The organism is Sporosarcina sp. PTS2304 (assembly GCF_003351785.1).
GTDB lineage: Bacteria > Bacillota > Bacilli > Bacillales_A > Planococcaceae > Sporosarcina.
This window is the reverse complement of the sequence record NZ_CP031230.1, coordinates 341828-356243: the sequence shown is the minus strand read 5'-3', so window position 1 is coordinate 356243 and position 14416 is coordinate 341828. Positions and strand designations below refer to the sequence as shown.

Genomic DNA, 14416 nt, shown 5'->3' with positions numbered 1-14416 from the left:
AACGGCTGAACTGTCCGCCATTCTTTCTTACTAAAACAACTATTGCCAGTTGTAAATACGGCAATCTTGTGAAAATGCAAAACAAAAAACAGAGAAGGAATGATATACATCCTTCTCTGCTTTGCGTAATGATTCAATTATCCTCATCCATCAGGAACTCAGGATCTCGCTGTTTTCGCGCGCTTAGAAAAACAGAGACGGCAAACAGCGTCATCAATAAAAGGACGACTACTAGAAAAATCCAACCCATTTGTGTGGCCATTCGCTCATCTCCATTTGTCATATATTATGCGAAAAAGTCAAATCCTAACGGTAATTTGAAACCGACGAATAATGTCGCTAATAAGAACACTACGAGTAAAATCCACATAAGACCTGTGTTTTTCCCTTTGTTTCCACGAACGAGCACCATTTCCATAAATCCGATTGTCAAAAGACCAAGAACAAATTTAATACCATACAACATAGAATCTAGTGACATATGCTTAAAGAACAATGCCGCACCTGTAATAATGATTAAAATGTAGAACAAACGCAAAATCATATGTGTAATTTTTTTCCCTTTAGTCCCTTTAGCCATGCTGGCCGAAACTAAAAATAATACGATTGCTACTACCCACGTAAAAATATGCATATGAGTTGTATCCGTTAAAAAACCCAATGTTGCCACCTCATTTTATCTATAGTCGAATGATATGTTACCATAGCTATCATTCGACCGCTATTCAATTGCTCATAGTCTAGTAACGACAGTGTGAACTTATTCGAAACGATTTACTAACGTACCGATTCCTTCAACGGACACTTTTACTGTATCGCCTTTTTTCAAGTACGTTGGCGGTGTCATTCCTTTGCCTACACCAGCTGGAGTACCAGTCAAAAGAACATCGCCCGCTTCGAGCGTAACGTATTTAGAAATTTCCGCAATTAGCTCATCGATTTTTATCAACATAGAAGATGTATTGCCGTTTTGACGAACTTCATCATTCACTTTTGTGACAAGTGATAAGTTTTGTGGATTTGGAATTTCATCCTTCGTCACTACATAAGGCCCCATTGGACATGAACCATCTAAGCTTTTGCCTAAGAAAAACTGTCGATGTTCCGTCTGGATATTACGTGCTGTTATATCATTAGCAATCGTATAACCAAATACGTAGTCATAAGCTAATTGTTTAGGAATATTTTTTCCGGTTTTACTAATAACAACAGCCAATTCCCCTTCATAATCCAATGAATCTGTTACATCCGCATGAATCGGAAGTGTCTGCTCGTCTCCTGCAATTGATGTAGGCGACTTTGTAAACAGCATTAATTTCTCTGGAACTCTCGAGCCCAATTCTTCTGCATGATCGGCATAGTTCTTTCCTACACACAATACGTTTTTCGGTGTACGTGGAATTGGGGAAAGCCATTCGATTTCAGTAAAAGCATGTTTAAACTGTTCTACTTCCCCTGCCGCTTCTGTTTGTTCCACTAATTTACGAACTAACTCAACGAAGTCTAGACCAAGCGCTACTGCTTCGACAATAGTTTTTGGAAAATCAGTTTGTTCTTGTGCTTCAGCCATAGCTAACACATTCCATACTGCTTCCTCACGTTTTACTTTTGGTCCGAATAATGTCTGCCCTTCATAACGGAATGACAATAATTTCATTTGATTGCCCAACCCTTCCCATGTGTATTCACATACTTCTATGTTACGACAAAAACTACTTTTTTTCCTCTTTATTCATAAAATTCTTTCCGTAAGACAACTTACGCCAATAAAATTCCAATGGCCCCATACGGAATTTGGACAGCCATACTTGCGCGAAGAGTAACTGAATCGCAAAAATCCCTAATGCAAGCATCGTTCCTGTCTCTATATCTACCTTACCATAGAGACCTGCCCCATATGAATAAAATATCATCGTTGCGATAATAGATTGCATAATATACGTTGTAAATGCCATCCGGCCAATTGTCGCAAACGGCTTCGTAATGAGCTGTAAATACGGAATCTGCCAAATCAACAAGAACAGCGCGGCATATCCGATAGTTAAAATCATGCCGCCAAATGTAGTCTGAACGAGTAAAATATTTTCAAACTTTGGTCCGTCCCAATACGGAATGCTTTTTAACACAATCCCTGCAGTCATAAAGACTACCATGATCACAACAAACTTCCATTTCAGTTCACTCGCTCTTTCGATAATCTTCCATTTCGAAAAAGCTGCCCCTATCATCAGCAACGGCAAGATGATTACAACTGATGTAATGAGACCGACCACTTGAAAGGATATAAATTCACTCGCACGAAAGGCAAAAATCTCTCCAAATGTCCCTTTAGCATACGCAGAAATGGCCAATTCAATCTGATGAATATCCACAAAACCATCCAACATAAAGTTCGGATTGTTTTTTCGTCCAATAAGTAAGATCCCGTATAAAATTAAAGAGGGAACAAAGTAAAGGACTAGCGCAAGAGACAGCAGCCACTTTTTAGGGATCCGAATCACAGCAATCATGATGAATCCCATCATTGCATAGGTGAACAAAATATCTCCTGACCAGATAAGTAAAGCATGAATCAAACCAAACACTAGCAGAACTCCTAAACGTCTTGCCATAAAAGGCGCAAATAACGTTCCGTTCTTTAGCGACTTCTCGTACTGCATATTCATCCCATAACCGAACAACATGGCGAATAATGGATAAAAACTCGCCTCAATAAATAAATCGATAAATCTAAATGTCGCCTGTTCTCCTGGCGCTGAAAACCATGAATACGGATCCATATACGCATAAGGAGAATGAAAATGTATCATATTTGCGATAAAAATCCCGAGCAACGCAATTCCTCGTAAAAAATCGAGTCCATCCACTCTCTCTGCAAGAGGTGTAGGTGTTAACTTCACACGTCTTCCTCCAATAATCTAATCGTATTTGCTCCGTCGAATACATACAGGAGCATTTCCTTAATGGTAATTGAAAGAATGGATTCAAGCACCTTTTTATATAAGTTTAATTGTGTACCATAGCGTGTCTGCAATTCTTTCGCGACCTCTGCTTCTGAAGAAAATCCACGAATGGAATCTGTTTTATAATCGACAAGTACCCATTCTCCATCCTCATGAAACAGACAATCCGCAATACCTTGAAGCAGTTGGAATTCACCTTGTTCAGCAGGCAAGGCATAAGTGAAAGGCATTTCACGCAGCACTTCATCCGCTTGTTGCATCCGCTGGCCTAGATGAGTAGCATAAAACTTCACAATCAATTCCACGTCCACAACATCCGCTTCCTCTTTTGTTAATAGTTCACGCGCGACTAATTGCTTGATAAACTCTTTAGCCTGCTCAATCGTCAGTGGATGTTTCAAATCCAAATGTTGCATCACAGTATGCATAGCAGTACCGATCTCTGCTTTCGTTAACGAACGTTTCTGCAAAAATGAAGGACGATCATGTAAAAAAGACGGTCTACTCGCAGGCACATGATCGTCAAAAGGATCGGCGTCTCCCCGTTCTAACTCTAATAATGCCAATCGCTTCAATTCACTGACCGACTGTTTGGACGGCATGTGTACAGCTGACGCATGAGGATAGCGAGTTTCAAAACGACTTCTAACGAGTTCTACCATCTCTTCATCGGCTATTACTGCTTCGCTATCAATGGGAATCCAATCTTCTACCTCTACGGAATCCGCATCATGGAAGGCAGAAAACGGATAGACATTTACTTCCCAAGATGAAGGATCGTCCAGCAGTTGTCCTCCAGCAGCTTTACCGAACTTCCCAAAATCCAAATGTCGCGCAATCGCAGGTCCGATCCAATCTAAATAACCGCTAGCCCGAGAACGTTTATATTCCGGTAAAGGGGCCGACTCTTCTAGCAACTGTGCTTCTTGCCATTGTGTAATTGTCTTCTCAATGTCTTTGACTGAAGCGACTAACCCCAAATGCTCTTTAGCACGCGTCATAGCCACGTAGAGGACACGCATTTCCTCCGCACGCATCTCTAGCTCCTTCTTCTCTTTCACTGCTAAAAAGGGCAATGACGTGAAGGTAATGCGCTTGTCTGGGTCAATTGCTTTAACAGCAAGCCCAAAATGCTGATCAAATAAATAAGGATGATGAAAATCCATTTTATTGAACGGCCGCCCCATACCAGCAAGGAAAACATACGGAAACTCCAAACCTTTAGATGAGTGTATTGTCATGATGCGGACAACATTTTCCTTCTCACTCATGAAGCGCGCCTCGCCGAGATCATCTCCGCGCTTTTGCATACGATCGATAAAACGTAAAAAGCGGAATAGACCACGGAAAGAGGTTTTCTCATAAGCCATTGCTCGGTCATGAAGTGCGCGTAAATTCGCCTGTCGCTGTTTACCATTAGGTAAAATTCCGACCATTTCATAATAATACGTGTCAGAATACACTTGCCAAATTAGTTCAGACAGCGAACCGTGCCTCGCCATGTTCCGCCAATGTTCTAGACGCAAGAAAAAGCGCTGTAATTTTTCTTGTGTAACCGAATGAATGCCCGCGCCCCCTGTTTGCACAAACGTTTGAAGCGCCTCATAGAACGATACATTGCGATTAGCCAAACGAATTTGTGCCAATTCATTTTCTGTCATACCGACAAATGGAGCACGTAACACAGAAACGAGTGGAATGTCTTGATAAGGATTGTCAATCACTCGCAGCGTATTGAGCATAATCATCACTTCAATTGCATCAAAATATCCGGTAGATAATTCAACATAAACAGGAATACCCGCAGCTTTTAACTCATCGGCAATTTCACTGGACCACGTCATCGAACGCATCAATATGACAATGTCCCGATATTCTAGTGGACGCTGTTTGCCACTGAAAGCATCTGCCACTTGCTGTTGATCTGCTTGCCATTTTTTAATCTTTTGCGCGATGAAACGTGCTTCTGCTTGAGATTTCTTCAACTCTTGCTGGGCTTCTTGTTCTTCGGAAACTTCTAGTTCTTCCTCATTTTCATAGAGAACGGTTAATCCAGCAAAAACTTCTTTCTCTGGATATTGTGCGCCATACTTTAAAGCCGCTGCATCGTCATATTCAATTTCACCGACACGCGTCCCCATAATTTGACGGAAGATGAAGTTCGTTGCGAAGAGCACTTCTTTACGGCTCCGGAAGTTGGCATTCAAATCGATTTTTAATCCTTCGTCTTGTATGTCTGCTGTAAAACGATCGTATTTCCCTAAAAACAAACCTGGTTCAGCTAATCGAAAACGGTAAATAGATTGTTTTACATCGCCAACCATAAACAAATTCCCGTCCGCTTCATCGCCTTTTTTAATGAATTGTAAGATTGCTTCCTGCAAGAAATTCGTATCTTGATATTCATCCACAAGAACTTCTGCAAAACGATTTTGATACTCTCTCGCAATATCTGAGGGAACCATTTCTCCGTCTACTTCAGTCGACAAAATTTGTAGTGCGTAATGCTCTAAATCTGAGAAATCCACAAGGCCACGCTCTTCTTTCAATGCTTGGTAGCGAACAGAGAAGTCTTCAACTAACCCGACCAGCGTATGCATTAGTGGCGCCATCAAACGAATTTCTTCTAATAATCTTGCAGGTGTACGAGTAAAATACGTGTCTTTTACAGCATTCACGATCTTTTTAACCGATTCCCGCATTGCTTTTCCGCGTTTTGCTAATTCTTCATCACAACTATCTTTCTTAATCGTTCCCGCCTTGACCCATTTTAATGTAGAAAAATACGCATAAGCATCTTCCCAGCGCCCTTCTACTATTTCGTTCAATGCACCATTTATCCAATCTTCATCAGCTTTTGCCGTATCCAATAATGGCAACGGCCCTTCCGTCATTTCTGATAGGCGCTGTAAATCTTTTGTAATTGTTTTGGCTTCTTCTAACGTATGGCGGATCGCTAATTTTAACGGTTCGATAAATGATAAATCATCTACTGTCGCATCGTTCGCTATTTCATATTGCTGTGGGATCATCTTCAACCACTTTGCTGGCTCAGGATGAACACGTGAATAATCATACAGTTTTTCGATTAATGTTTCGATCGCTTGGTCATTACGATCGGCTGTAAAGCTATCACTGAGACGATAAATCGCTTCCGGATCTTCTTGTGCATATCCATCCTCTAAAACTACAGCAATCGTATCATCACGTAAGATTGCCGCTTCTGTCGCATCCGCAATACGAAATCCGGGATCTACATCTAGAACATATGAATACTGGCGCACAACTTGTAAACAAAAAGAATGCAATGATGAAATTTGTGCTTTGTTTAATAAGTTTAATTGTCTGCGTAAATGAGTGGATGAAGGATTTTCACTAATAGCCTCTTCAAGAGCACTTGCCATACGATGACGCATTTCAGCTGCCGCAGCATTCGTAAATGTCACAACGAGCAATTGATCGACATCAATCGGGTTGTCTGTATTTAACACTTTTTCAATCATCCGGGTAATAAGAACTTTTGTTTTCCCTGAACCTGCTGCTGCAGAAACTAGGATATCTTTACCGTGAGCATGAATCGCGCGCCATTGGTCATCTGTGAAAGTTTCATGTGGCGGCTTATCGGGAATTCGCATCTGGATCTATCTCCTTCCACATTTTTTCTAAAGATTCTTCAGGTTTTAATGCTGCATAGTTACGAGCCGGTTGAGTGGAATCCGTCTGGTCAAACTGGCAAATGGATTGATACGAACAAAATGTACAAGGCATATGTTCTTTCAAACGATACGGATAGACACGCGTATCGCCTGCCAGCATCCCATCACCCGCTTGTTGATGGCGTTTCCGTACGAATGAGCGCATCATATTCAAATCTTCCGGTGGCACTACTTTAGACGTGGAATAAAACGAACCGTCTTTTTTCAAACGTGCCGGAATGATCAATGACTCGCTCTCTAGCTGCTCATCCATTCCGAGCGCTATTTCTGCATCTTCCACTATATATCCTTGCATCTTATACGACTTTAATAATTCTTTTTCTACGTCATCTTCCGTTAATTCTTTCGTTAACCGCAACATCGGATTATGCACATACATATACAACACACCTGCCGGATCTGCGTAGACACCCAGCCAATCTTTGGCATGTTCAAGCGCCACGTCCAAATACGTCAACATTTGCAGCGACAGACCGTAATACACTTCCGTAAGATCCAAAGCACGAGCTGAAGATTTATAATCCACTACTCGTAAAAATGTCTGATCATCTTTCTTCATCGTATCTACCCGGTCAATACGTCCTCTAATATGCATGTGCTGACCATTCTTCAACTGAATTTCTAAAGGTGCAATCTCTTCATTCGGACCGAAGCCTGCTTCGATTGCGATCGGAGTGAAACGCGAATTGCGGGCTTGTGATTGCAATGCACGTATTGTCCGCTGAATAATTTGCATCAGCTTCCGCTGGATATAAGCATAACGTTGACTCGACAATAAAATACGATGGAAAAACTTCGGTGTCAGCGCGTCAATCGCTTCTCTTCCTAATTGCCAGCACTGCTCTTTCGTCAATGAAGCCCAAGACAGTCCTTGACGCATCACTTCGTCGGATACCCACTTGAGTGCAGCGTGGAATAGATCTCCGATATCGGGTGCTTCCAATTGAAATTCAAAGCGCTCCTGTAGCCCTAACCCATACGTCGTAAAATGTTGAAACGGACAACTAAAATACGATTCAATCCGCGATACACTCGTAGTAAAAGAAGAACCGTATAATCCAGCGGTTACATGAGAATCCAGCATTTCTGTTTTTTGCCGTTTCAATGCGGGCTGTACGATAGATTGAATAATAGATGACCAAAGCGGATCTTCTTTGTAATACGCCAGTACCGCTTGCCATTCCGGCGCAATTTCATGTTGCGTATTTGCTTGGCGCATGACCCGAACCGCATACGATAAGGCAACTTCCGGATGTTCGATGTAGGCAGTTTTATCTTCCGCATCTGGTAACTCTGTTGGTTCAATGACCGCCAACTCCAATGAAATCCCTTCGACTATTTGCTGTACTCGCGGTATATAAAGAGACGGAATGAGCGCTTTTCCTTCTTCATCTGCCAACGGATAACTAACTGTCAGACGCTCACTAGCACCCGTAAACGCACGATAGACCATATAGGATTCCCGCATCAATTGCATTTTTGATGTAGGGGCGAGTGCAATGCCGAGTTCGCCAAATACTTCCCTATCCCCATCAGTCAATAACCCCTCACGATCATTTCTAAGCGGGAACACTCCTTCATTGGCACCAAGTACAAATACTGCCTCTACATCCATCGAATTGAATAACTCAACAGTCGTTACGGTTACTTGATCAAGTGAAGGTGGAATCAATTTAAACTCAAGCGAATCAAATCCTTCGTCTAAAATTTTAATCGTTTCTGCAACAGGCAATTTTTTATCACCAAACATTAAGACAAATTGATCAAGTACATTGATCCAGCTATTCCAAGCCTGCTCATGTTCTGCAGCAGCTTGCAAACGATTTTCTTTTTGTTCATCCTGTTGAAGCGAAATTATTTTATCGTAAATACGCAGCGATTCCATCGTAAAGAACAATGCCTCCGCTACGTCACGACCTGTTTCTGCTGCTTTTAACTTTTCTTGAAGCTCTAAAATCGGACCACGAATTATATCACGCGTCTCCATATATTCTGCTTGCGTCGCAAGTTCTTCATCGGTTTGCACTGTGCGGATCATTTCTAATCCGCGGTATCTGCTCACTTTCCAGCGATCTTCATCTATCCAGCGCTTTTTCCCATGGATTCCTTTCGCCAAAACAAAGTTTTCTAGGCGGTCTGCACGCTCTCTCCATATCGTTTTGTCTTCAGCGACAGGAAAAAACAAATCGGTCTTCACTGCCCGGAACACTGCTTCATATGACCAGTCTGTTCGAACAGCTTCAAGCAACGACCGTGCAAACTCAATTAACGGATGATGCAACATCGGCTTCTTCTGACTAATGAATACCGGTATATCATATTGGGAAAAGATCGTCTGAATTAATTCGTCATAGACATCCGGCTGGCGATAAAGTACAGCCATTCCCCGGTAACGTTTCCCTTCACGCATCATTTTCCTAATCGAACGCGCCACCGCATGCACTTCAGCACGTCGATTCGTCGCTTCGATTAATTGAATATGACCGTCAGACTGTTTCGCTACTGGCGGATAGCGGTCAAATTGCGATTCTAGATGAATTAATTCTTCATTTGAAAAACGTTGCATGTCTGTTAAGTGGACACGTTGTTCAGCCGCAATAGATTCCCGATAAGCAATTTGCTGCAATGTTACATACTGTTGTTCCGCTGTATAAAATAAATCATGCTCGCCACTTTGCGTCTGATCTTCCATAGGCAACACTACCGTCACACGCTTCGTATACTTCATCAGCTCGGTAATAATGTTATATTCCTGCGTCGTGAAGTCACCGAATCCATCTATGTAAACAGAGGCATCTTGTAGCCACTCGGCGTGTTCCAACTGCTCTGCCAGCATATTTAATTGGCCTTCACTATCCATATAGGACGTCCCCAGCTTCTCTTCGATTTTTTCAAGTATTAACTGCAGATCATGCGCTTTATCGCGTAAAATACGCGGCGCTTGCTGATCTTCAAGCTGCACAGTCAACTCTTTAAATGATTGTTGATCCATACAATACTTACTGAACTCTTTCATTACATCACTAATCTGTTCGGCGAAACCATGTTTGGACGCCGCTCTACGAAATAATTTAAACGAGTCTTTATTCTCTTCAAGGACGCTACGGACAAGCATCCGGTAGCCGAAGCTGTCGACCTCTTCGCGTGTGATGCCCCCCACTTCTTGTAACACGCGCCACGCCAAGCGTTTAAACGTCAGCACTTGTGCGCGGATCATACCCGTTAAGCCAAATTTTACAGACAGACTATACTCCATCGAGTACGATAACTGGTCCGGTACAATGACAACAATCGGCGTCCCCATCGGTCGTTCTCTAAGTTCTTCTGCAATTTCTCGTTCAATAAAGGTCGTCTTCCCCGTTCCGGAGCGACCCGTAACAAAACGCAACGACATTCCATTTCCCCCTTTCGATTTTATGTACTCACTATTCTAATGTGATTGAGCTTTTCATTTGCGTAACTTGAATCGTTACGTGCTCTGCATAGTTGGTATGTGTAAAGTTTATCATAGTGGACAGGTGTTTTGGTTTGTTATGCGATTCGGTTCTTCCGGGAAAATCCTTGAATTTGTGTCGGGATGTGAGTTGGTGTTGGTTCAGAAGCTAGAGTGGTGTAAGTGACTTCTCCTTTGATGGTGCAGAAAAAGAGTGGACGTGTGAGGATTCTCCCTACAGAACCGGACGCTTTCCTGAGGGGGCGCGGCGGACTCGCCATAAGTGCGTTGGCGATTACGCCTGTCGTCCTGATCCTCCAGGAGTCGCCGGTTCTTCCGGGAGAATCCTTGAGGTTGTGTCTGCAAGTCAGTTTGTGTTCGTCCAGAAAAAAAGTATGGTAAGTTACGCTTCCTCGACAATGTGGGTGAAGCTTTAGATTGCCTGATTGAATGTATATAGGGTCACTTCTTTTTTCACTCAGTTCATCGAAGAAGTCATAGTAGCAGATAATACTTCACCACTATCTAACTCCAAAAGCGGTCGCATGGTATCAGACAAGTCTACTTGGTTTTAGCCCTCTACAAAGAGTGATCAAACTGTCTTGCACACACAAAGTCCGGCTTGGAGCTTACAGACGATCGACTCCGGGAGGATAAGGGAAAGCCGTTGCGAAGGACGGCTTTTGCGAGTGAAGCGCAGCGAGAAGGAGCACATCTTTGCACTTGACAGGCGTAACCCGCAGTGCTTGACGGTCCACCGCGCCCCCTCCGGAAAGCGTATCGTCTGGAAGCGTAAGCCGCAAGACTCTTCAAGTTAGCCTTGCTCCATCTAATAAACGAAAACAAAGTCGACTTACGACCCAACACCGACGTAAAAAAATCCCGCCTGATCTTTCTTCCATTGTATCGAAAGTAAAATCAGACAGGTAACGTTATAATCACTCTTTTTTATCCGCGCTACGAAGACTGGAAAAACTCTTAAAATCATCCTCCACCTTCTTCGTCAACCGACGCTCAAACCACTTCCCTACCAGCCACAGCAAGAAAATCACAACAAACATAATCAACGTACGAATCGGTTGCGTAAACAACGCACGAATATCATACCCAATAAACGTAATCATCATAATCATCACTAGCTTCCCCAACATCAACGCAAACAAATAATTCTTCTTATTCATATTCGACAAACCCGCTACCAAATTCACAAGCGCAGAAGGAGTGAAAGGAAAACATATCAAAATAAACAACGGACCGAATCCATTGCGCTCCACCCAATGGATCAACTGCTGAACCCGCGGTGGTCTAGTCAAAAACGAGAAAAAACGATTACCACCGTATTTCCGAATAAGTAAAAACACTGCATACGACCCTGCCACCGTTCCTGCCCATGACAATATAAAACCATACCAAAAACCAAACGCCAGAGCATTCGCAATAACAAATACGACGAGCGGCAGGAAAGGAAGAAATGCCTCTAAAAACGGCGGAAGAAGTCCCATAAAAAATCCTAACGCCTCATACTGATTAGCTAATTCCTCAACTTTATCTATCGATAGCCATTCATTCATCGCATACACCCTCACCGTTTGAAATTATGTACATTAATTTAAAGAACATTCCATGATGTTCGTTAATATATCACGAATTATAGTATAATAGCATACAGATTCAGAAAGAAAGATGGGCTGCTTAGTGAACACAACCTTTTCCCATGGCCTGAAAGCAGGGTCGAGTATCGCCATTGGATATTTTCCAGTGGCATTGACGTTTGGCTTACTTGCCAAAACGACGGGCCTGTCTATGATAGAAGCGACTGCCATGAGCTTACTCGTTTATGCGGGGGCTTCTCAATATATGGCACTTAGTTTACTCGCTACAGGCGTAGCCCCTTGGTTAATCGTCATGAATACATTTATTGTCAATATCCGCCACTTTTTGATGACGGCTTCATTGAGTGAAAAAGTAGAACCCGCGCCAAAATGGATGAAAGCCATTTATGCGTTTGGTGTAACAGATGAAACGTTTTCTGTGCTGGCTACACAAAAGAATCGTTACGTCACTACCGCTTTTGCATGCGGTGTCGCGCTAATCGCTTATAGTAGCTGGGTCATCTTTACGGCTGTCGGACATATCATCGGAGCGAATTTACCTCAATTTTTACAAAAAGCGATGTCCGTAGCCTTGTACGCTATGTTTATCGGGCTTCTTGTCCCTTCCATGAAAGGCAATCGCAAAGTGGTACTGCTTGCAACAGTTGGAGCCGCTATTCATTGTGCGTTATACTACTTGAATTTATTGTCTACAGGATGGTCTATTCTAGTAGCTACATTAGGTTCCGCTATATTAGTTGAAATCATGTATGTGAAAAGTAAAAAGAATGTTGAACAATGGACCAAACAAAAGGAGGCGAGCGAATAATGGGTGCTGCTTATTGGTGGATGTTGCTCGGTATGGCCATTGCAACGTATGTGCCACGAATGATTCCTTTGACGTTTCTTGACGGGAAAGAGTTGCCGCCCATTGTCAGTGGTGTATTACGCAATATCCCATACGCCGTGCTCGGTGCATTAATATTTCCTGCCATTCTACATATTCAAGAAGATGTATTTTTTGGAGTGATCGGAGCTATAGTAGCTTTTGCCCTTGCATTCATAGGGCTCGACGTGATGTTTGTTGTGATCGGGACAATTGCCGCACTAGCGGTATATAGTTTATTTTAATCCATTACTACTATTATCCCCGACCCTCATCAAGTTAAAACAGTGAATGAATTTTTGGCAACAAAAAAAGCGTTCTTCAAAGAGATTTATTCTTGAAGAACGCTTTTATTATTCTTCCGCTTGGTGCAATCGCGCATTTCTCACCATTCGTGAAGCAAACCAAAAACCAACTGTTAAGGATACCGCATCCGCTACATAAAGCATCCAATTATGTGTATATCCCGCATAAACAGATGCTGCGATTAAAGCGAGCGTGAGAACGAGTCCTACAATATGATGAAACGTAACACGCGTAAAAAACACAACCAAAAGACCTGGGAGCACTATCGCGAGCAGTAGTTTTGTTTCAAAATCATGCATAGAAGTTCTCTCCTTTTAACGTACCGTAAGCATACCTAAACGGAAATGATCATGTCGGAACAACACTTGCTGCTTCAGGCGGACTTCACCGTCGCGGCCAATTACTTGCAAGCGACAATGTGCAGCATTCACCTGAATCGCATCATATAATTCATCTTCATTGTGAACAGTAATGCCATTGACAGATTTGATCAAATCACCAGAAATAATACCCATCTTTTCAGCAGGAGAATCTTTCAATACTGCCACAACGAAAACACCTTCCGATTGAGGAACGAGTAAGACTGATTTCCTTTGCTCCGTTAACGGAATTAGGAACGATAGCAAAATACGGCATACGACACCTGCCAACAGCGCAACCCATCCTAGAACCGGCAACCAAATGGCGCCAATTCCAACAGCTGTCACGATGATACCAAGCCAAACGATACCTTTCCCAATTTTAGGGAACAATACATCCGGAAATGTGGATCGAACCATCTGCGAAAAGCCTATTACTAACGGAATCGGAATGAATGAAAATTGCTCTGCACCTAGTGTGAACTGCGGCCAATAGGGTGCATACTCCGCAACCATATGACCCGGCACTAACAGAACGACAGGAACAATCCATAATAGTTTCGACTGGTAAACAGCTCCGCGCATTCCACGTTGAGTCGGCACTAATAACGGGGAAGCGTAACGTGCAGCATAACGTCCAATCAACGAACCTTCCGTAATTAGAAATAAGCCCGCAATAATAGGAACTGTAATCGCTAATGTACCAAAGAAATCTAAATCGTTCTGCACAAACCAACTTCCTATAGCAAAGTCTCCTGCAAAGCGATCAAGTGCTACAAGTCCAAAAAACGCAATAGCAGCATAATAAATAGGCGAAGCCAACTTATAAGAGAATGACACAATTACAAGTATCATGACGATTGAAAGAATAATAATCCAATTAAAATCGACAATTAATCCTACGCCGGCAATGATGATTGATAGAACCAATCCGTGCAACCAGGCTGAAGAAATACTGTGTTTCATTTCCGATGCGCCGTTTTGTATGCTGACCTTAAAGTCATTTCTCTCTTGCTTCACGCGTTTGGATCCGAGCATGAATGCTGCCAGTATAGCCAACAACCACACTGGATTTAGAAAAAAGTAAAGTAATGAATCTTTCATATTGAGTAGTAGTTCGCTAGACATCATCTGTCACCTTTCTCGCTTGTCTAAACAGCT

11 protein-coding genes are annotated in these 14416 nt (G+C 42.5%); 2 read left to right on the top strand and 9 right to left on the bottom strand.

The features are described from left to right. Positions 1–133 precede the first annotated feature (133 nt). The 7 genes from DV702_RS17185 to DV702_RS01465 all read right to left on the bottom strand — a co-directional run bounded on the left by DV702_RS17185 (position 134) and on the right by DV702_RS01465 (position 11683). Entirely contained in the window at positions 134–262 is a 129-nt protein-coding gene (locus DV702_RS17185; RefSeq protein ID WP_256359812.1) for a hypothetical protein, read from the bottom strand. Positions 263–286: 24 nt separating this feature from the next. Next, positions 287–661 (bottom strand): YisL family protein, encoded by a 375-nt coding sequence (locus DV702_RS01490; RefSeq protein ID WP_114923122.1) that lies wholly within the window; start codon positions 659–661, stop codon positions 287–289. 99 nt (positions 662–760) lie between these two features. Continuing rightward, positions 761–1657, bottom strand: coding sequence for a fumarylacetoacetate hydrolase family protein (locus DV702_RS01485; protein ID WP_114923121.1), 897 nt, complete (start codon positions 1655–1657; stop codon positions 761–763). Between the two features lie 55 nt (positions 1658–1712). Further along, positions 1713–2900 (bottom strand): DUF418 domain-containing protein, encoded by a 1188-nt coding sequence (locus tag DV702_RS01480; protein ID WP_114923120.1) that lies wholly within the window; start codon positions 2898–2900, stop codon positions 1713–1715. Continuing rightward, positions 2897–6598: a helicase-exonuclease AddAB subunit AddA gene (addA, locus tag DV702_RS01475; RefSeq protein WP_114923119.1), complete on the bottom strand. Its 3702-nt coding sequence runs from the start codon at positions 6596–6598 to the stop codon at positions 2897–2899. The genes DV702_RS01480 and addA overlap by 4 nt, the downstream gene beginning before the upstream one ends. Next, the gene (addB, locus tag DV702_RS01470) at positions 6582–10073 is read right to left on the bottom strand and encodes a helicase-exonuclease AddAB subunit AddB (RefSeq protein ID WP_114923118.1); all 3492 of its coding nucleotides are present in this window, start codon (positions 10071–10073) and stop codon (positions 6582–6584) included. The genes addA and addB overlap by 17 nt, the downstream gene beginning before the upstream one ends. Before the next feature lie 977 nt (positions 10074–11050). Then, the gene (locus DV702_RS01465) at positions 11051–11683 is read right to left on the bottom strand and encodes a TVP38/TMEM64 family protein (protein ID WP_114923117.1); all 633 of its coding nucleotides are present in this window, start codon (positions 11681–11683) and stop codon (positions 11051–11053) included. Between the two features lie 124 nt (positions 11684–11807). On the opposite strand from DV702_RS01465, the gene DV702_RS01460 reads away from it, so the two are divergent. Both DV702_RS01460 and DV702_RS01455 read left to right on the top strand, forming a co-directional pair. Continuing rightward, a complete protein-coding gene (locus tag DV702_RS01460) occupies positions 11808–12533 on the top strand; it encodes an AzlC family ABC transporter permease (RefSeq protein ID WP_240315662.1) in 726 nt (241 codons plus the stop codon). Continuing rightward, on the top strand, positions 12533–12835 hold the full coding sequence (locus DV702_RS01455; RefSeq protein WP_114923115.1) for an AzlD domain-containing protein: 303 nt from the start codon (positions 12533–12535) through the stop codon (positions 12833–12835). The genes DV702_RS01460 and DV702_RS01455 overlap by 1 nt, the downstream gene beginning before the upstream one ends. Before the next feature lie 108 nt (positions 12836–12943). On the opposite strand, the gene DV702_RS01450 is transcribed toward DV702_RS01455, so the two are convergent. Together DV702_RS01450 and DV702_RS01445 are read right to left on the bottom strand one after the other, a co-directional pair. Further along, complete coding sequence (locus DV702_RS01450; RefSeq protein WP_114923114.1) at positions 12944–13195, bottom strand: CsbA family protein; 252 nt, start codon at positions 13193–13195, stop codon at positions 12944–12946. Between the two features lie 15 nt (positions 13196–13210). Then, a complete protein-coding gene (locus DV702_RS01445; RefSeq protein WP_114923113.1) occupies positions 13211–14386 on the bottom strand; it encodes a PDZ domain-containing protein in 1176 nt (391 codons plus the stop codon). Positions 14387–14416 lie beyond the last annotated feature (30 nt).

What these genes read in the sequence shown, in the direction of transcription:
- DV702_RS17185 (WP_256359812.1), bottom strand. Translation starts at nt 262, where the DNA reads ATGGCCACACAAATGGGTTGGATTTTTCTAGTAGTCGTCCTTTTATTG.
- DV702_RS01485 (WP_114923121.1), bottom strand. Translation starts at nt 1,657, where the DNA reads ATGAAATTATTGTCATTCCGTTATGAAGGGCAGACATTATTCGGACCA.
- addA (WP_114923119.1), bottom strand. Translation starts at nt 6,598, where the DNA reads ATGCGAATTCCCGATAAGCCGCCACATGAAACTTTCACAGATGACCAA.
- addB (WP_114923118.1), bottom strand. Translation starts at nt 10,073, where the DNA reads ATGTCGTTGCGTTTTGTTACGGGTCGCTCCGGAACGGGGAAGACGACC.
- DV702_RS01465 (WP_114923117.1), bottom strand. Translation starts at nt 11,683, where the DNA reads ATGAATGAATGGCTATCGATAGATAAAGTTGAGGAATTAGCTAATCAG.
- DV702_RS01455 (WP_114923115.1), top strand. Translation starts at nt 12,533, where the DNA reads ATGGGTGCTGCTTATTGGTGGATGTTGCTCGGTATGGCCATTGCAACG.
- DV702_RS01450 (WP_114923114.1), bottom strand. Translation starts at nt 13,195, where the DNA reads ATGCATGATTTTGAAACAAAACTACTGCTCGCGATAGTGCTCCCAGGT.
- DV702_RS01445 (WP_114923113.1), bottom strand. Translation starts at nt 14,386, where the DNA reads ATGATGTCTAGCGAACTACTACTCAATATGAAAGATTCATTACTTTAC.